Source organism: Pseudomonas sp. QD4 (assembly GCF_049199125.1).
In the GTDB taxonomy this organism is placed as follows: domain Bacteria; phylum Pseudomonadota; class Gammaproteobacteria; order Pseudomonadales; family Pseudomonadaceae; genus Aquipseudomonas.
Window position 1 is genome coordinate 352,449 of sequence record NZ_JBLZOM010000001.1, and the last position, 16,942, is coordinate 369,390.

Below are 16,942 nucleotides of genomic sequence, written 5' to 3' on the forward strand. Positions count from 1 at the left end.
GCCCTCATAGCCCGAGAATCGTTTTCGAAATGATGTTTTTCTGGATTTCGTTGGACCCGCCGAAAATCGACAGCTTGCGGTTATTGAAGTACTGGGCGCTGGCATTGGCGGCAAACGCCGGGCCCAGGTCCAGGGCACTGAAGTCGTCCGCCTCGGCTTCAGGCACCAGGGCCCGGGCGCTGGAACCCATGGCCCGGCGCATCAATGAGGTCAGTTCCTGGCGGATTTCCGTGCCGCAAATCTTCAGCATCGAGCTTTCTGCGCCAGGGACGCCGCCTCCGGCCACTGCGGCGATGACCCGCAGGTTGGTGGTCTTCATGTTTTCCAGGTCGATCTCGACCCGCGCCAGTCGCGCGGCGAAGGCCGGGTCTTCGGCCAGTGGCCGGCCGTTGCGGCTCTGCAGGGCGGCCAGGCGCTTGACCCGTTCAAGGGCTGCCATCGACAGGCCGACCCCGGCGATGTTGGTGCGTTCGTAGGTCAGCAGGTATTTGGCACAGGTCCAGCCCTTGTGTTCCTCGCCCACCAGGTTGTCTACCGGCACCCGCACATCGGTGAAAAACACTTCGTTGATTTCGTGGGCGCCCTCCAGGGTAATGATTGGCCGCACCTCGACCCCAGGCGAGTTCATGTCGATCAGCAGGAAGCTGATGCCTTCCTGCTTCTTCGCTTCGCGGTCCGTGCGCACCAGGCAGAAAATCATGTTGGCGTGCTGGCCGAGGGTGGTCCAGGTCTTCTGGCCGTTGACCACATAGTGGTCACCGTCGCGCACGGCGCTGGTTTTCACCGCTGCCAGGTCCGAGCCCGCGCCGGGTTCCGAATAGCCCTGGCACCACCAGTGCGTGCCATCGAGAATGCGCGGCAGCCAGTAGCGTTGCTGCTCCGGGGTGCCGTATTTGATCAGCACCGGGCCGAGCATATTGACGCCGAAGGGCACGATGCGCGGTGTATTGGCGAGGCTGCATTCGTGCTCGAAGATAAACTTCTCGAACGCACTCCACCCCGGACCACCGTGTTCGACCGGCCAATGATTGGCCAGCCAGCCACGGGCATTGAGGATCGAGTGCCACTGCTCCATGTCGGCCTTGGACAGGTGCCCGCCGTTGGCCACTTTTTCGCTGAGGTCCGCAGGCAACTGTTCGGCGAGAAAGGCCTGTACTTCGCTGCGAAAAGCTTCTTCTTGCTCGGTAAAACGCAAATCCATGTTGGCTTCCCCCGGTTAGTGCGGCTGGTTGAGGCTGTCGAAGCTGGCACCGCGTTCCACCAGCTGCACCAGTAACGGCGAGGGCTTCCAGAACTGCGGGTCGGTTTTGGCGAACTCGTGGATATCGGCGAGCACCTGGGGCAGCCCGATCCCGTCGGCGTACTTCATCGGCCCACCCAGGTGCCGGGCGAAGCCGTAGCCATGGATAAAGGTCACATCGACATCCAGGGGGCGCAGGGCGATGCCTTCATGCACCACATTGGCCCCCTCGTTGATCATGGCGGCCATGTAGCGGCGGACGATTTCCGAGTCGCTGAAGCTGCGAGGGGTGATGCCGGCCCGAGCGCGTTCGGCGTCGATGATCGCCAGCACTTCGGGATCGGGCGTGGCGCTGCGCGCGCCGGCGGGGTAGAGGTAATAGCCACGGCCGGTCTTCTGCCCGAACCAGCCGCGTTCGCAGAGGCGGTCGGCGATCTGCACATAACGGGCTTCGGCGGGGCGGGTGGCGGCCTTGCGTTTGCGGGTGGCCCAACCGATGTCGCCTCCGGCCAGGTCCGACACCTGGAACGGGCCCATGGGGTAGCCGAAGTCGCGCAGGGCCTGGTCGATCTGATAGGGCGAGGCGCCGTCTTCCATCATGCAGTCGACTGCCTGGCGATACACCGCGAGGATCCGGTTGCCGATAAAACCATCGCAGACCCCGGCCCGGACCGGAACCTTGTTCAGTTGCCTGGCGAAGGCGAAGGCACTGGCCACCACCTCGGCCGAGGTTTTGGCCGGGACCACGATTTCCAGCAGTTTCATGATGTTGGCGGGAGAGAAGAAGTGCAGCCCGAGCACATCGGCAGGGCGCGAGGTGCTGTCGGCAATGGCATTGATATCCAGGTAGGAGGTGTTGCTGGCGAGGATGGCGCCGGGCTTGCAGACCTGATCCAGCTGGCTGAATACCGCCTGCTTGACGGCGAGGTCTTCGAATACGGCCTCGATCACCAGGTCGGCCTGGGCCAGGCTGGCGTAGTCGAGGCTGGTGTTGAAGCGTGTGAGGGTTGCGACTTTGTCGGTGGCCTTCAGGCGACCCTTGGCGATCAAGGCGTCGTAGACCTGCTCGACATGGGCCTGGCCGCGCGCCAGGGCACCTGGGTCGCGCTCGATCAGGGTCACGTGCAGGCCGGCATCAAGTGCAGCCACGGCAATGCCGGCGCCCATGGTGCCACCGCCGATCACGCCCACCCGTTCGATTCGGCGGGGTGTGGCGTCGCGGGTTTCGGGTGCCTTGAGCACTTCGCGCTCGGCGAAGAAGGCATGCACCAGGCCTTTGTGCTGCGGGCTGGCAAGGCATTGCAGGAACAGCTCGCGTTCCAGGCGCAGGCCGTCATCGAAGGGCTGCTCCAGGGCTGCCTCGACCGCCAGGATAATGTTCAGCGGGGACAGCAGGCCCCGGGCTTTGCTGATGGTTCCAACGCGTGCGGCATCGATTGCGGCGTAGTGGCTGGCCGGCTCGGCCAGGGCCTGGGCGTCCCGGGTGCGGCGGACTCCGGCGTTTGCCGCGAGAAGTTGACGGGTATAGGCCAGACCCTCGGCGAGCACATCGGCGCTGCCGGACAATTGATCGACCAGACCCAGGGCCTGGGCTTCTTCGGCCCCCAGGTGACGGCCGCTCAGCATCAGGTCCAGGGCCGGGCCGGCGCCGATCAGGCGTGGCAAGCGCTGGGTACCGCCGGCCCCCGGGAGCAGACCGAGCAAGACCTCGGGCAAGCCGAGCCGCGAGCCGCTGACGGCCAGCCGGTAATGCGCGGCAAGCGCCACCTCCAGCCCACCTCCCAGGGCCACGCCCTGGATCGCTGCCACCACCGGTTTGTGGCAGCTCTCGATGCGGTTGACCACCTCGGGCAATGAAGGCGGCTGGGGCGGCTTGCCGAATTCGCGGATATCGGCGCCCCCGGCGAAGTGGCGACCGGCCCCGACCAGAAGCACGCCTTTCACCTCGGGGTCATTGTCGGCCTGTTCGATCGCGGCCAGCAGTCCGCGTCGTACCTCGACCCCCAGCGCGTTGACGGGAGGGTTGTCGAGGGTCACCACTAGGATATTTCCGTGCAGGACAGACTCCACGGCTGGGCGGGGGGTATCGGGGCTCATCGCAAAAATCTCCAAAGTGGGGGAGGTTTGAGGTCGTTTGCGTCGACAGCGTGTTGTTCGAGACGCCTGTCCAGCGACAAAAGCTGTTTCGCTGGGCGTTTATTTATTCGAAATTGATCCTGTCATCAATAAATTGTGTGGTCAATACGGAATCTACTTTCGCACAGCGGAATAAGAAATTTCATTTAAGCACTGAAGACTTGTGCTGATTCATGCAGAAACAGCCCTGTGTACGGGGGGGCGTGATTGAGGGGCGGGGTGCGGGAGGCTGGTGCGGTTTGAAACCTTGCCTGTGGCGAGGGCGCTTGTTTCTGTTCTGCCGTGGAGTGGGCGCAGGGTCTGCTATCGCGATCTATTTGTTACACCGCGAATGCTCGGTTTAGGGGCGCTGCGCACCCCAGCGGGAGCAAGCTCCCTCGCCACGCTGTGGGGGCTGTATTCGAGGTGCTTTGAGGGATCGCGAGGTCGGGCATGCTCGGATCGTCTTGCGGGCAGGGGAGCTTTCTGTGGCGAGGGAGCTTGCTCCCGCTCGGCCGCGTGGCGGCCGCCGCGATCTGTCACTCAGACCGCAACGGCAGCTTTTGCAGGCGACGCTTACCAGCGATAGGTGATGGAGCTGACCAGTTGCCGCTCGTCGCCATAGCGGCAGATGGCGGCTTCGCAGTAGGTGTAGCGTTTGTTGGTGACGTTGTTGGCGTTGACCGCGACTTCCCAGTTGGGGTCGATTTCGTAGCTGGCCCGGGCGTCGAACAGGGTGTAGGCCGGCATTTGCGACGGCACTGCCGAGGCCTGGGTGGTGCCTTTGTAGCGGGCGCCGCCGCCGATCCTGGCCTTGGGCAGTCCCAGTTCGGCCAGGCGGTAGTCGGCCCAGAGTGCGGCCTGATGGTAGGGCGTGTCTTCGCTGCGCTGGCCGACTTGGCCGACGACGTTGCTCTTGGTGATGCGCGCGTCGATGTAGGCGTAGGAGCCGATCAGGCTCAGGTTGGCAGTGGCCTCGGTCTTGGCTTCCAGTTCCAGGCCCCGGGAGCGCATTTCGCCGGTCTGGACAAAGTAGGTGGAGGTGGTGTCGGTGGGGTCCGGGGTCAGCACGTTTTTCTGCACCAGTTCGTACACCGCCGCGCTCAGCAGGGTGGCGCTGCCTTCGGGCTGGTAGCGGATACCGATTTCATACTGCTTGCCTTCGGTGGGTACAAAGGCCTGGTTCTGCTTGTTCAGGCCCGCTACCGGGAAGAACGACTCGCTGTAGCTCAGATAAGGCGCCAGGCCGTTGTCGGCCTTGTACACGAGGCCGGCGCGCCAGGTGGTGGACTCATCACTCTGGCTGGTCTTGGCCGAGGTGCGAAACAGCTCGGTGCTCTGGTCGGCCCAGTCATGGCGTCCGCCCAGCAGCGCAATCCAGTGTTCGTCGAATTTGATCTGATCCTGGAAATAGATGCCTTTTTGCAGGGTGTCGACTTGGGAGCCCCGGTCCTGGGCCAGGGATTTATTGACCACCACCGGCTGCCCGTAGTTGTAGGTGCTCAGGTTCAGGGCCGGCGCATTGCCCCGGAAGTTGTGCGAGTCGTAGCTGGTGTCGTAACCGTCGAAACCCACCAGGAAGGTGTGGTCCCATTGGCCGAACTGCCATTTGCTTTCGACGCTGGTGTCGCTGGCCAGGCCCCGGGAGCGCTCTTCACGGTCGCTGTATTGGCGGCTCAATATGCCGGTGCGTAACGAATTGTCGAGGGTGGTTTTGGTGGCATTCACTTGCAGGTAACGCCAGGTCACGTCCGACTGGTAGTAGCGCAACTTGTGGCTGATGCGGGTGTGCTCGTCGAAGCGGTGTTCGAATTCATACCCCAGGGCGGACATCTCGCCGTTCATTTCGTCGTAGTCCGGCTCGCCGATAAAGTCATGGCGGCCGATCTGGTAGCGGTTGTCACCCACACCCTTGACCAACTGATAAGGCAGCGGCGCGGAGAAGCGGGTTTCGGTCTTCTGGTAGAACGACAGCAGGGTCAGCGAGGTGTCATCGTCCGGACGCCAGGTCAGGGCCGGGGCGACGTAGATCTTGTCGTTACCGATGTGGTCGCTGCTGGTGTCGCTCTTGCGATCGAGCAGGGTCAGGCGATAGCTGAGGGTCTCGCTGTCGCCCAGGGGGCCGGTGAAGTCGGCGGACAGTTGCTTGCGGTTGTTCTGCCCGGCCTGCACGTTGACTTCATGGTAGGGCGTCTGGCTTGGGCGCTTGCTGACGGTGTTGATCAGGCCACCGGGTGACAGTTGGCCGTAGAGCACCGAGGCCGCGCCACGGATCACTTCGGCGCGTTCCAGGCCGTAGGGCTCCTGCACCCCGTCATAGGAGTTGTTCTGCAGGCGCAGGCCATCGCGCAAGGAGCCGCCAGTGGCCGACTCGACATCGAAACCACGGATGCGGAAACGGTCCGAGGTGCGGTTGAAACTGGTTGGCTGGCTGGTAAAGCCCGGCGTCATGTCCAGGCTCTGGGACAGGGTTTCCGATTGCCGGTCGCGGATCTCGTCGCTGGTCACCACCGACAGCGATTGCGGGGTTTCAATGATCGGGGTGTCGGTCTTGGTGGCGCTCATGTTGCGTTTGGCGACATAGCCTTTGATGTGGCCGGTGGTGCTTTCTTCGCTGTTCAGCCCGGTAATGGCGGTGGGGGCCAGCTCCAGGCTGCCGGTGGTGACGGCGGGGATCAGCACGAAGCCGTTGTCGCTTTGCCGGGCCTGGTAGCCGCTGCCCTGGAGAATCCGCGCAAAGCCCTGGTTGATTTCAAACTCGCCCTGCAGGCCCGGGCTGTTGAGGCCGGCGACGGTTTTGGCGTCGAACATCAGCGCAACTCGCGATTGCTGGGCAAACAGGTTCAGCGCCGGGCCCAGGGGGCCGGCGGGAATGTCATAGCGCTGTTGAGCCTGGGCCTGGGCCGCGAGGGGCATGCACAGCCCAAGCCCCAGCAGGGTGCAAGTCGCCAGATTGACGGCCAGGACCAGGGGAGCGAAGGGCACGCGGGGACGCTGGATGTGGGGCATTGGGGGGCAATCTGACGGCATGGAAGAAGTTCCTGTCATGGGGTTCTTTCTTCCTTGACGCGGCAGGTAAAAAAAGCGGAACCCTGCCTGCAGAAATTAGTGCGGGTGTGCCTCCAGGCGCTCAACCCTGATCCACCAGGGGCCGTACGAATGGACCCGGACCGGGAAGGCATCGGCAATCAATTGCAGGGCGCGGCGCGGGTCGTCCAGCGGCAACACTGCCGATACCCGCAGGTCGGCCAGTTGCTCACGGTCGAACTGCACATGGCCGCCATACTGCCGGGCCAGTTCATCAAGCACTTGCGGCAATGGCCGGTCCTGGACCACCCATTGATGGGCCTGCCAGGCGTCGTTGAACAACGCGCTGTCGACGCTTCCCAGCAGCTCGACCTGCTCCGAGGTGATGCGCGCCTGTTGCCCGCCCTGAACCTGGGTCTCGACGCTGCTGTGGGCGCCCTTGGCTGCCACTTTGGATTCCAGCATGGTCAGCAGGGTGCCCGGCGCTTCGCGTTTCACCGTGAAGCGGGTGCCCAGTGCCTGCATGCGTCCGTCGTCGGTGACCACGGTGAATGGCCGGGCGGGGTCGTGGGCGACCTGCACCAGGATTTCCCCGCGCAACAATTCGACCTCGCGCTGTTGGCCGTTGAAGGTGATGTCCACTGCGCTGTTGCCGCCCAGGACCAACTGCGAGCCATCCTCCAGGCGCAGGCTGTGCCATTCGCCCGGCGCCGTGCGCTGGTCGGCCAGCAGGTAGCTCGGCGGGTAGCTGCGCAGCATCAGGGCCAGGGGCAGGGCGAGCAGCACCCCGAGCACGGCCGTGGCGCCCAGGTGGCGCCGACGATTGATCAGGGCCGCATCGAGGGCCGCCTGGACCGGCGCCTGCTGCGCGCTCAGGGCTTGCAGGTGGCCGACAAAACCTTGCAGGCGCGCCAAGCTGGCGGCATGGCGCGGGTCCTGGGTTTTCCAGTGCTCGAACGCCTGTTGCTCGTGGGCGTCGAGTTCGCCTTCACCGAGGCGGATCACCCAGTTGGCCGCTTGCTCTTCAATCGTCGGTTTCGGCTGGCCCATCAGCGGTTACACATCCAATGCATGGTGGCAATGCACCAGGGCATTCATCAGATGCTTGCGTACCATGCGCTCGGAAATCTGCAGGCGGCTGGCAATCTCGGCCTGGCGCAAGCCTTCGAGAAAGTGCATCAGGAACACTTGCCGCGCCTTCAGGCCAAGGCCATCGAGGACGAAGGCAATCTGCTCCAGGGCTTCGAGGGTGACCAGGATCTGCTCCGGCGACTGTTGGCAGCCTTCGAGCAGGTCAATGGTCAGCGCCAGTTCCCGCAGGTAGGCGTCTTCGATTTTGCGCCGGCGGGCACGGTCGATAATCAGGTGCCGCGCGGTGGTGGTGAGGAACGCCCGCGGCTCGCGCATACCACCCAGGGCCTCGCACGAAGAAAGGATGCGGACAAAGGTGTCATGGGAAAGGTCGGCGGCATTCTGTGGGCAGCCGAGCTTTTTTCGCAGCCAGCCCAATAGCCAACCGTGGTGCTCGGTGTAGAGCACATTGACGGCATGTTGCATGGGCAGTTCGGCGGTCGACATGGAGGTGCATCTGCGGATAAGAACTATTCGCGATGTTAGCGGGCCCGCAGTCCCGAACGCAAGCGCCAGAAGTGCCGATGCCGGCGATTTGCCTCAAGGCGCGTCGACGGCACCCGATTGAGTGAATGGCCCAGTATCCGGGCACTGTTCGCCAAGCAACAGCCGATCAATAGACTGTCATCCCGCGTACAGCGCCGATCTCCATATGTCGGTTTTAAGTCATTGATTTTGCGTGATTATATTGTTGGCATGGATTGTGGTTCAGGTCAGGCGCAACCGATGACTCGACCCGGCCACGGGAGGGCGACCCCTTACCCTTGATAAGAAGCCACCCCCATGCGCAAAACCTTGCATCGCACCCTGGCTGCCAGCCTCCTGGCCCTCGGTCTCTTTACCGGCCTGGCGCCGGCTGGCGCCCAGGCCGCCGATAACCAGCAGTTCATTCCCCTGGCCACTTACCGGGTCGGCGCCTATGCCTCCAGCGGGATTCCGTGGTGGGCCGGGGAGATCGACTATTTCCGCTACATCAACGAGGTCGAGGGCGGGGTCAACGGGGTCAAGCTGGTCTGGCAGGAGTGCGAGACCGAGTGGAACACCGACCGGGTCATCGAATGTTATGAGCGCTACAAGAAAGGCCTGGACGGTGCGCCGACGGCGTTTTTCTTCACCCATAGCACGCCGGCCTCCTATGCCTTGATGGACCGCGCGGCAGTCGACCATATCCCGCTGATCGACGGGGCCGGCGGCCGCACCGAGTCCACCGACGGCAGCGTATTCCCCTATGCCTTCCCGCTGCTGCTGAACTACTACGGCCAGGCGTCGGTGGGCATCAATTACATCGCCCAGCGCGAGGGCGGGTTCGACAAGCTCAAGGGCAAGAAGATCGTCACCGTCTACCACGATTCGGCCTACGGCCGCGAAACCCAGGCGCCGATGCAACTGCTGGCGCAGACGTACGGTTTCGAGAATATCCAGATACCGGTGGCGGATCCGGGCAGCGAGCAATCGACCCAATGGCGCCAGGTGCGGCAGATCAACCCGGACTGGGTGTTTTTGCGCACCTGGGGCGTGTCGACTCCTGTAGGAATCAAGACCGCAGTGCGTTTTGGCATCCCGGTGGACCACATCATCGGTGACGTCTGGGCCGGTTCCGAGGCCGATGTGATTCCCGCCGGCACCGCCGCCAAGGGCTACCAGGCGCTGGCGCCGTTTCCGGGGGGCGATGGTTTCGAGATCCATCAGCGGCTCAAGCAACACCTCCTCGATGCCGGCAAGAGCAACCTCAAGGACCCGAGCTACTTCGGCAAGGTTTACTACAACATCGGCCTGATCAACGCCGCGATTGCGGTGGAAGCGCTGCGCACCGGCCAGGCCAAGTTTGGCCAGCGTCCACTGAACGGCGAGGAAACCCGCTGGGCGTTCGAGCACCTGGACATCGACGCCGCACGCCTCAAGGCCATGGGGTTCGAAGGGCTGCTGGCACCGTTGAAACTGTCCTGCGCCGACCACGAAGGCGGCGGCTCCGCCCGGGTGCAACAGTGGGACGGGCAGAAGTGGGTGCTGGTCAGCGACTGGCTGCAAGCGGACCGCGCTACCCTGCGTCCGCTGATCGAGGCCAAGTCTGCGGCCTATGCCAAGGAGAAGGGCATTACGCCGCGTGACTGCTCGGCGGAATAAACCGGTACTCGGCTGCGGATAGGGGCCAACCCTGGGTTAGTGGAGTTGGCCCGGGCATGAAGGAGGGCGCTGTGCACGGTTGCGCCAACCCGGCGCAACGGGAGCAGGCTGCCTCATTTCAGGGATTTTCCACGAGGATGTTTTCGCGAATAATCACAATGTTATAAGATAACCACAAATCCGGTTCTGCGCTGCGTCCAAGGCAGAACCTTCACCCCCTGCGTTGCGAAAACTCCATGCCTGAAACAGTTGTTCGTCCTACCGTTGCCGGTCGCCTGCTCTCCATCGATGCGTTGCGGGGGCTGGTGATTGTGTTCATGTTGCTGGACCACGTGCGTGAAACCTTTTTCCTGCATCGCCAGGTCACGGATCCCATGGATGTCGCTGGCACCGAGCCGGCCTTGTTCTTCAGCCGGACTCTGGCCCATTTGTGCGCCCCGGTGTTTGTCCTGCTGACCGGCTTGTCGGCCTATCTGTTTGGCGAGAAGTACGCCGGCAAGGCTGATGTTTGTGCCTTCCTGTTCAAGCGCGGGCTGTTCCTGGTGCTGCTGGAAATGACCCTGGTGAACTTCGCCTGGACCTTCCAGTTGCCGCCGACGGTGATCTACCTGCAGGTGATCTGGGCCATCGGCCTGAGCATGCTTGCGTTGTCGGCCATGGTCTGGCTGCCACGGCCGCTGCTGTTGCTGCTGAGCCTGGCGATCATCGCCGGGCACAACCTGCTGGACGGCCTGCACTTTACGTCGGATTCGGCCTTGCACCTGCCGTGGGCGGTGTTGCATGACCGCGGCTGGATCGAGTTTTCCGAAACACTGCGTCTGCGCACCTCGTACCCGGTGCTGCCGTGGATCGGCGTGATCGGCCTGGGTTACGCCCTCGGACCCTGGTTCGGCAGGGCGGCGGATGCTGCGCTGCGCCAGCGCAGCCTGCTGGTGGCGGGGCTGGGCGGGCTGGTGGGGTTTGGGGCGCTGCGCCTGCTCAATGGTTATGGCGAAAAGCCGTGGGCGGTGGGGGAGACCTGGTTGCAGACCCTGATGAGTTTTTTCAACATCACCAAGTACCCGCCGTCGCTGCTGTTTATCAGCCTGACCCTGAGCCTCGGCCTGTTGCTGCTGTTGTGGCTTGAGCGCCGCCAGGGCAGTCGCTGGCTCCTGCCGCTGACGGTGTTCGGTTCGGCGCCGATGTTTTTCTACCTGCTGCACCTGTATGTGCTGAAGGTCCTGTACCTGGTGGCCGTGGCCTGTTTCGGCCTGAATCAGGGCCGCTACTTCGGCTTCGATTCGGTGTGGGCAGTATGGCTGGTGGCGGGGTTGCTGGCCCTGGCCTTGTACCCGCCGGTGCGCTGGTTTTCCGCGCTCAAGGCGCGGCGTCGGGACATTGCCTGGCTCAAGTATTTTTAAGCCTCGGGCGGACCTCGTCCGAATCTATTGAAGGTCAATGTCAGTGCCGGGCCGCAGGCGGCTGGCTTGAAAATCCGTTCGATGAGTGCAAACAGGCGTCGCACAAGCCTATAGAATGCATCCCCTGCGGGTGCCGTTCGCCAGGATGCGCCGCCTTGCCCGCAGCCTTGGGTCCAGCCTGGACCTGTTTGATCATCGATTGAGTACTACGACCTTTACATGAGCAATTCTGCGGCTACACCTCAGGCTACTTGGCAGCCGGTCATCGCTCTGGCGCTGGCGGCCTTTGTATTCAATACCACCGAGTTCGTGCCGGTGGGGCTGTTGAGTTCGATCGGCAGCAGCTTCGACCTGTCCACCGCACGGGTCGGGCTGATGCTGACGATTTATGCCTGGGTGGTGTCCCTGACGTCACTGCCGGTGATGCTGCTGACGCGCAACGTCGAACGCCGCAAGCTGTTGCTGGTGCTGTTCGGGATGTTTATCGCCAGCCATATTGTGTCCAGCCTCGCCACCAGCTTCGGCATGTTGCTGGTCAGCCGGATCGGCGTGGCGCTGTCCCATGCCCTGTTCTGGTCCATTACCGCCTCCCTGGCCGTGCGCCTGGCGCCGGAGGGCAAGCAGGTGCAGGCTTTGGGGCTGCTGGCCACTGGCACGTCTCTGGCCATGGTGCTGGGCATTCCCCTGGGCCGGCTGCTGGGCGAGGCCATGGGCTGGCGCACCACCTTTCTGGTGATCGCCGGGTTTGCTGCGCTGCTGGTGTTGTGGCTGACCCGGGCCTTGCCGCTGTTGCCGAGCCAGAACTCGGGCTCCCTGCGCAGCCTGCCGCTGCTGTTCAAGCGCCCGGCGCTGGTGGCCGTGTATGTGCTGACGGCGCTGGTGGTGACCGCGCAGTTCACCGCCTACAGCTACATCGAACCCTTCGTGCAGGAAGTGGCTGGCCTCAGCGGTGAGGTGGTGACCCTGATCCTGCTGCTGTTTGGCGGTGCCGGGATCCTGGGGTCGCTGTGCTTCAGCTGGTTTCACCGCTACGGCCCGCAGCGCTTCCTGATGACCGCCGTGACCTTGCTCACCCTGTGCCTGCTGCTGTTGTGGCCGGCCAGCGCCGGGGTCGAGTACCTGGGGATCCTCAGTGTGGTCTGGGGTATGGCGATCATGGGGTTTGGCCTGGCCCTGCAATCCAAGGTGCTGGTGCTGGCGCCGGATGCCACCGATGTGGCGATGGCGATGTTTTCCGGCATCTACAACATCGGCATTGGCGGCGGCGCACTGCTGGGCAGTTGGGTCGGCGGTCAGCTCGGTTTCGCCTACATAGGGCTGGGCGGTGGATCTCTGGCGGCCCTGGCCCTGCTGTTTTACGGGGTGGCCATGCACCGCCTCGCTCGCTCGGCGGGCTGATTTGCCCGGGGCGTCAGGCCGGCGATTTCGCTGTCGGGTAGCTGACGTCCCGCAAGACCCCGATGTAGCCGTTATAGAGATTGCGGCTCGGCACCAACTGTTGCGCGACCAATTGCCGATGCACCCGCTGCAGGTGGTAGAAGGGCAGCCGCACATAGAGGTGGTGCTCGATGTGGTAGTGGATGCCATGGGGGCCGAAGATAAAGGTCTGCCAGTTCGGCCGTACAATACTGCGCGCGTTCTGGCTCTGATCGTCGCAGGCGGGCAGGCCGGCATGTTCCATGATCGCCCGCACCCGGCCCATCAGCGGCAGCAGGGTAATGGCTGGCAGCAACCACAAGCCCAAGTAGAGCCAGGGGTGTCCCGCCCAGGCCAGCAGGCCGAACAACAGCCCATTGCCGAGCAGCATGGAACAGACTTCCGAGAGCACTTGCCGCGGCGACTTGTCGACCTTGGGCATGATCGCGCGGTAGTCGCCCCGGGCGAACCTGAAGGCGCTGATGACGTAACCCACCCCGCATAGATCCGCCAGCAGCCGCGTCGCCAGCTTGCCCCGTGGCAGTGGGTAGTCCCCCAGGCCAAACACCGCGACCACCGGGTCGTCATGCTGCATGGGGTCGAGGTGATGCTTGAGGTGCCCGGCGCGGTAGGTCTGCATCGAAATAAACAGCGGGCCGGCGGCGCACCATTGGCCGAGCAGGTCGTTGAGCTTCTGCCGCGGCAACAGCACGCCATGGGCGCTCTCATGCATGATCACCGCCAGCGCCAACTGGCTGCGGGCGATGAGCAGCGCCGCCAGCAGGTAGGTCACGGGGTGCGGCCAGAAGATGGCGCCAGCGAAGGCCGCAGCGATCAGGCCCCAGTCGGCCAGCAGCGCCAACAGGCTGATCCAGGGCTTGAGCGCAAACAGCTCGGCGGCCGGGGCAAAGGCATTCAGCGCCGGGTTGTTGCCGGCACGGGAGTTAGACGGGGACACGGGCGTTGCTTCCTTGTCGTTGGGTGGCCAGGGCACAGGCCAGGGCCAGCAGCACACCGCCGGCGACATCGACCAGCGTGTGTTGCTTGAGGGTCAGGGTCGACAGGCAGATCAGCAGCCCGACGCCTGCGGTGAGCCAGCGCCGGGGGTGATCCCAGAGCGCCCGGCAGGCGAGGCCGGTCACTGCCACGTGCAGGCTGGGGCAGCCATTGGACGCCAGGTCCAGCTGCCACATCCGGCTCAGACGCTGTTGCAGAAAAGCATTGTCGAGTGCGCCGATATCGGGCCGTGGCACGAACTCGGGGAACAGCCAGAAGCACAGCAGGGCGACCACGAACGCCAGCCCGGTAGCGGTGCGCAAGCGCCTGAAGCCGTCGGCGCTGGTGTAGGCCGCCGCCAGCACCACAAACGGGAAAAACAGCACATACAGCCACCACGAATGAGGGATGAACGGGATCAGCTCATCCAGCGGCGTGACCCAGTTGTAGCGCGGGGTAATGCTGTGCTCCAGGGCGATGAAAACCCCCAGGCCCAGCAGCAGGCCGAGCAACGCCAGCAGCGCCTGGCGATAGTCCGGGACCGGGTGCGGCAAGGGGCGCTGGGGGGAGGGCTGGCGCATTGCAGAGGACTCAGAGGCTGAGCAGGCGGCTGACCCAGGCGTCGATCCGCGCCTGGGCGCGTTCCGGGCCTGCCGCGCTTGCCGGGCTCGGCGCCGCGGCGGCCAGTTGCGTCGCTGCCTGAGTCACCTGGCGCTGGAAGTCGGCCCCATCGCCGCGCCAGGTCACCACTCGGTGCAGCACCTGCAACTGGGCGGCGCGGGCCGCATTGGTGGCTTGTTCGGGCTGGTCGCTGAGGACCAGGATGATCGGCCGCTGGTAGACCAGGGCAATCGACAGTGCGGCCATGCCCGGTGCCGACACCATCAATTGCGCCTGCGCCGCACGGCTGGCCCAGTCCGGGTCCACCGCCAGCCAGCCGTCGCGCCCGGCATAACCCTCACCGACCCGGTGCGCATCGAGGCCCGCAGCCGCCAGGCCCGCGCTCAAGGCGTCGGCCAGGGCCGGCTCGCTGAAATGCGGGTTGAGGTACACCGCCGCGCCGTCGCAGGTTTCGGCGGGCAATGGGTTGGCCAGGGCCACCGGGGTCGGCAGGCAATACAGGGCCGGGGCCTGGGTGTCGTCGATGTCGTAGGCGAAGTCATGTTCGATCGAGGCACGCGCCGCGTCGATCTGGCGCCCGACAATCCAGCCGAACAGGCGCCCGAACTGGCGTGGCCACATGCCCTCGAAATTGTTGATCAGGGCGACCTTGAGGCTCGCCCCGTACACATGCACCACCTTGCGCCGCCAGCCGGGCAGCATGCCCATGTACAGCAGCGCCGGGTGGAAGGAGTCGTTGATCACCAGGTCTGCGTGCTGCAGCCGCCGACGCAGGCGGCCGATATCGCGCAGCATGCGGGCGGGGCGAAACAGGTAATGGGCGACATTGCGGTTGGTGGCCTTGCGCAGCATGTTCTGCTCGCTGTCGAACTGCACCGCGTAGTGCTCGGACAGGATCTCGGACTCGACGCCAAAGCGCTGCAGGAAGCGCTGCCCTTGTTCAGAGGTGGTCAGTACATCGACCTGGGCCCCGGCCTGGCGCAGGGCATGCACCAGCAGTTGCGCGCGCATCAGGTGGCCGCGGGCGTCGGCAGTCGCCAGGTACAGAATGCGTGAACTCATCGGGCATGGCCGCCTGTGCTGCGCAAGCCGCCAAACACCCAGCCGGCGATGTACATCGCCAGCGCGCCGGTCACGCCAAAACGGGCGTCGACGGCACGAATCTCTTTCAGCAAGCGCGCCAGATGCGGCAGCTCCCGGGGCGCGACGATGCGGCGCAGGGTGTTCTCGCACAGGCGCACATGGCCTTTTTCATCGGCGAGCACCCGAGACAACAGCGGGTACAGGCCGTGTTCGGCACCGATCACCCCACAGTGACGGCCCAGCACGCGCTCGGCCATCTGCTCGGCACAGAGCCCGGTGGCATAGGCGGGCACCAGCAGGCCGTGTTCGAAATGCCCGGCGTACTCATGGGCCAGACGTTGCCAGCGCTGGATCTTGCGCCGGCTGAGCCAGTCCGGTTCGAGGCGTGTGGCGCCGTCGTCGCCGACCGCGCGCAAGGCCTCGGTGAACAGCGTCACGTGCCGGCGTTCATCGGCCAGGTGCTGTTCGACCTGGCATTCGAGCCAGGGCGGCGATTGCGGCATCAATTCGTCGAGCAGCGCGCGTTCCGTGGCGTCTTCGCCGGCCAGGTACATGCGCAGCAGCAGGCGCTCGCCACGAGGGCTGCGGTGCAGGCGCGACAGGGCTGCGCGCTTGATGCGGTCCACCAGACGCGCTTGCAGCGCGCCCAGACCCTCAGGGCTGGGCGTGGCCAGGCAACTGAAGTCAGCGGCGTCGGCGCTGTGTTCGAGCACATTCATTGGACGGGCTGCGGCGCGCCGCCGCTGGCCACCGAAGTCACAACCTGTGGGCTGCGGTGCCATGCCAGGATCAGGCCGATAAAGCTGTCGCGCATAAAGGCAGCACCTGAGGCGGCGGCCTCGGGAAAGCTTTCTTCAACACCGTTGTAACGCAGGTAACCCTTGCCGTTGATAGCGCCCAGTTCCAGGGTGTCGCGCTTGTTGAATCCGCGCTGGCGCACGTCCTTGAGCAGCGGGCTGTCTTCCAGGCCGAACACGAACAGTTGGCGCTGCACCACCCAGACCGGGATCTGGCCGCTCAGGGCCTGCAACTTGAGGTTCCAGGTGCCGCTCGCCAGCAGTGGGTTCAATTCGGCGCTGTTCGGTTGGTCAGAGGTAAAGCTGGCGCGCATCAGGGACTTGGAGACGCGACCGACGCCGAGGGCGATGGTGATGTCATCGGCGGCCGGGTTCTTGGCGTCGCTGGGGCGTACGGCGACGAAGTAACTGGCGACGCGTGCGGCCAGCGACGGCTGGGCCAGGACCTTGCGGGCCTGCTCGGCAGTGAACAGTACGCGTTCGCTGCTGCCCTCGCGGACGCTGATCTGGTACGGATCGAGTTCGATCGCGCTGAACTTGCCGCGCACCGGGGAGTGCACGTAGGTGTCGGACTTCCACACCTGGCCCGTGCGCCGCAGCAGCACATGCAGGCTCAGGGGTACGCGCTGGCCATCGGCGGCCAGGCCGCTGCCGTGCAGCAGCACATCGCCGATCACGGTCTTGCTGTCGTGCTTGGCGTCGGCGGCAATCACGATGGCGTGGGTCTGGGCGTCGACGCTGGCACGGGCGTCGGCCACGTCCAGGGCGATGCGGTTGCAGCTGTTGTCAACGCTGCTGGCGGTGGCGCAGCCGGTGCCGGAAGCGAAGTGGAACACCCCGCGCCCGCTGAACTCGGAGGGCGCGGCCTGGGCCTGGCCGCTCAGTGTCAGCAGTGCCAGGCACGCCAGGGAATAGCCGAGTGACGCAATCGAATGGGGTTTCATGCTGACTTCCTGTGGGCACTTGATGGGCGGCGACAAAAGGGGAGGGAT

The 16,942-nt window shown here is 64.5% G+C and carries 13 protein-coding genes; 3 read left to right on the top strand and 10 right to left on the bottom strand.

Going from position 1 to position 16,942, the window contains the following annotated elements; translation table 11 throughout:
- Positions 1 to 4 precede the first annotated feature (4 nt).
- The 5 genes from ACOZJV_RS01460 to ACOZJV_RS01480 all read right to left on the bottom strand — a co-directional run bounded on the left by ACOZJV_RS01460 (position 5) and on the right by ACOZJV_RS01480 (position 7,960).
- Positions 5 to 1,201 carry an acyl-CoA dehydrogenase family protein gene (locus ACOZJV_RS01460; RefSeq protein ID WP_421546604.1) on the bottom strand — a complete coding sequence of 399 codons (1,197 nt, stop codon included), beginning with the start codon at positions 1,199 to 1,201 and terminating at the stop codon, positions 5 to 7.
- 15 nt (positions 1,202 to 1,216) lie between these two features.
- Entirely contained in the window at positions 1,217 to 3,337 is a 2,121-nt protein-coding gene (locus ACOZJV_RS01465; RefSeq protein ID WP_421546605.1) for a 3-hydroxyacyl-CoA dehydrogenase NAD-binding domain-containing protein, read from the bottom strand.
- Positions 3,338 to 3,931: 594 nt separating this feature from the next.
- The gene (locus ACOZJV_RS01470; protein WP_421546606.1) at positions 3,932 to 6,385 is read right to left on the bottom strand and encodes a TonB-dependent siderophore receptor; all 2,454 of its coding nucleotides are present in this window, start codon (positions 6,383 to 6,385) and stop codon (positions 3,932 to 3,934) included.
- Between the two features lie 75 nt (positions 6,386 to 6,460).
- Complete coding sequence (locus ACOZJV_RS01475) at positions 6,461 to 7,432, bottom strand: FecR family protein (RefSeq protein ID WP_421546607.1); 972 nt, start codon at positions 7,430 to 7,432, stop codon at positions 6,461 to 6,463.
- Positions 7,433 to 7,438: 6 nt separating this feature from the next.
- Positions 7,439 to 7,960: a sigma-70 family RNA polymerase sigma factor gene (locus ACOZJV_RS01480; RefSeq protein WP_421546608.1), complete on the bottom strand. Its 522-nt coding sequence runs from the start codon at positions 7,958 to 7,960 to the stop codon at positions 7,439 to 7,441.
- A gap of 336 nt (positions 7,961 to 8,296) precedes the next feature.
- Between ACOZJV_RS01480 and ACOZJV_RS01485 the strand changes: the two genes are divergently transcribed.
- The 3 genes from ACOZJV_RS01485 (at position 8,297) to ACOZJV_RS01495 (ending at position 12,435) form a co-directional block, all read left to right on the top strand.
- Complete coding sequence (locus ACOZJV_RS01485; protein ID WP_421546609.1) at positions 8,297 to 9,637, top strand: ABC transporter substrate-binding protein; 1,341 nt, start codon at positions 8,297 to 8,299, stop codon at positions 9,635 to 9,637.
- Between the two features lie 236 nt (positions 9,638 to 9,873).
- Positions 9,874 to 11,037 carry a DUF1624 domain-containing protein gene (locus ACOZJV_RS01490; RefSeq protein WP_421546610.1) on the top strand — a complete coding sequence of 388 codons (1,164 nt, stop codon included), beginning with the start codon at positions 9,874 to 9,876 and terminating at the stop codon, positions 11,035 to 11,037.
- Between the two features lie 219 nt (positions 11,038 to 11,256).
- Positions 11,257 to 12,435 carry a sugar transporter gene (locus ACOZJV_RS01495; protein WP_078469067.1) on the top strand — a complete coding sequence of 393 codons (1,179 nt, stop codon included), beginning with the start codon at positions 11,257 to 11,259 and terminating at the stop codon, positions 12,433 to 12,435.
- A 13-nt stretch (positions 12,436 to 12,448) separates the two neighbouring features.
- Here ACOZJV_RS01495 and ACOZJV_RS01500 read toward each other — a convergent pair whose 3' ends face one another.
- Genes ACOZJV_RS01500 through ACOZJV_RS01520 form a run of 5 tightly spaced genes read right to left on the bottom strand, consistent with a single transcriptional unit; the run spans position 12,449 to position 16,894 of the window.
- Positions 12,449 to 13,411 carry a fatty acid desaturase family protein gene (locus ACOZJV_RS01500; protein WP_421546611.1) on the bottom strand — a complete coding sequence of 321 codons (963 nt, stop codon included), beginning with the start codon at positions 13,409 to 13,411 and terminating at the stop codon, positions 12,449 to 12,451.
- Positions 13,398 to 14,030, bottom strand: a complete 633-nt coding sequence (locus tag ACOZJV_RS01505) for a phosphatase PAP2 family protein (RefSeq protein WP_421546612.1) — start codon at positions 14,028 to 14,030, stop codon at positions 13,398 to 13,400. Before ACOZJV_RS01505 ends, ACOZJV_RS01500 begins: the two co-directional genes overlap by 14 nt.
- Before the next feature lie 10 nt (positions 14,031 to 14,040).
- On the bottom strand, positions 14,041 to 15,132 hold the full coding sequence (locus tag ACOZJV_RS01510) for a hypothetical protein (RefSeq protein ID WP_421546613.1): 1,092 nt from the start codon (positions 15,130 to 15,132) through the stop codon (positions 14,041 to 14,043).
- On the bottom strand, positions 15,129 to 15,872 hold the full coding sequence (locus tag ACOZJV_RS01515) for a hypothetical protein (RefSeq protein ID WP_421546614.1): 744 nt from the start codon (positions 15,870 to 15,872) through the stop codon (positions 15,129 to 15,131). The genes ACOZJV_RS01510 and ACOZJV_RS01515 overlap by 4 nt, the downstream gene beginning before the upstream one ends.
- Positions 15,869 to 16,894 carry a hypothetical protein gene (locus tag ACOZJV_RS01520; RefSeq protein WP_421546615.1) on the bottom strand — a complete coding sequence of 342 codons (1,026 nt, stop codon included), beginning with the start codon at positions 16,892 to 16,894 and terminating at the stop codon, positions 15,869 to 15,871. Before ACOZJV_RS01520 ends, ACOZJV_RS01515 begins: the two co-directional genes overlap by 4 nt.
- Positions 16,895 to 16,942 lie beyond the last annotated feature (48 nt).

What these genes read in the sequence shown, in the direction of transcription:
- ACOZJV_RS01490 (WP_421546610.1), top strand. Translation starts at nt 9,874, where the DNA reads ATGCCTGAAACAGTTGTTCGTCCTACCGTTGCCGGTCGCCTGCTCTCC.
- ACOZJV_RS01520 (WP_421546615.1), bottom strand. Translation starts at nt 16,894, where the DNA reads ATGAAACCCCATTCGATTGCGTCACTCGGCTATTCCCTGGCGTGCCTG.
- ACOZJV_RS01510 (WP_421546613.1), bottom strand. Translation starts at nt 15,132, where the DNA reads ATGAGTTCACGCATTCTGTACCTGGCGACTGCCGACGCCCGCGGCCAC.
- ACOZJV_RS01515 (WP_421546614.1), bottom strand. Translation starts at nt 15,872, where the DNA reads ATGAATGTGCTCGAACACAGCGCCGACGCCGCTGACTTCAGTTGCCTG.
- ACOZJV_RS01505 (WP_421546612.1), bottom strand. Translation starts at nt 14,030, where the DNA reads ATGCGCCAGCCCTCCCCCCAGCGCCCCTTGCCGCACCCGGTCCCGGAC.
- ACOZJV_RS01475 (WP_421546607.1), bottom strand. Translation starts at nt 7,432, where the DNA reads ATGGGCCAGCCGAAACCGACGATTGAAGAGCAAGCGGCCAACTGGGTG.
- ACOZJV_RS01470 (WP_421546606.1), bottom strand. Translation starts at nt 6,385, where the DNA reads ATGCCGTCAGATTGCCCCCCAATGCCCCACATCCAGCGTCCCCGCGTG.
- ACOZJV_RS01485 (WP_421546609.1), top strand. Translation starts at nt 8,297, where the DNA reads ATGCGCAAAACCTTGCATCGCACCCTGGCTGCCAGCCTCCTGGCCCTC.
- ACOZJV_RS01480 (WP_421546608.1), bottom strand. Translation starts at nt 7,960, where the DNA reads ATGTCGACCGCCGAACTGCCCATGCAACATGCCGTCAATGTGCTCTAC.
- ACOZJV_RS01495 (WP_078469067.1), top strand. Translation starts at nt 11,257, where the DNA reads ATGAGCAATTCTGCGGCTACACCTCAGGCTACTTGGCAGCCGGTCATC.
- ACOZJV_RS01460 (WP_421546604.1), bottom strand. Translation starts at nt 1,201, where the DNA reads ATGGATTTGCGTTTTACCGAGCAAGAAGAAGCTTTTCGCAGCGAAGTA.
- ACOZJV_RS01465 (WP_421546605.1), bottom strand. Translation starts at nt 3,337, where the DNA reads ATGAGCCCCGATACCCCCCGCCCAGCCGTGGAGTCTGTCCTGCACGGA.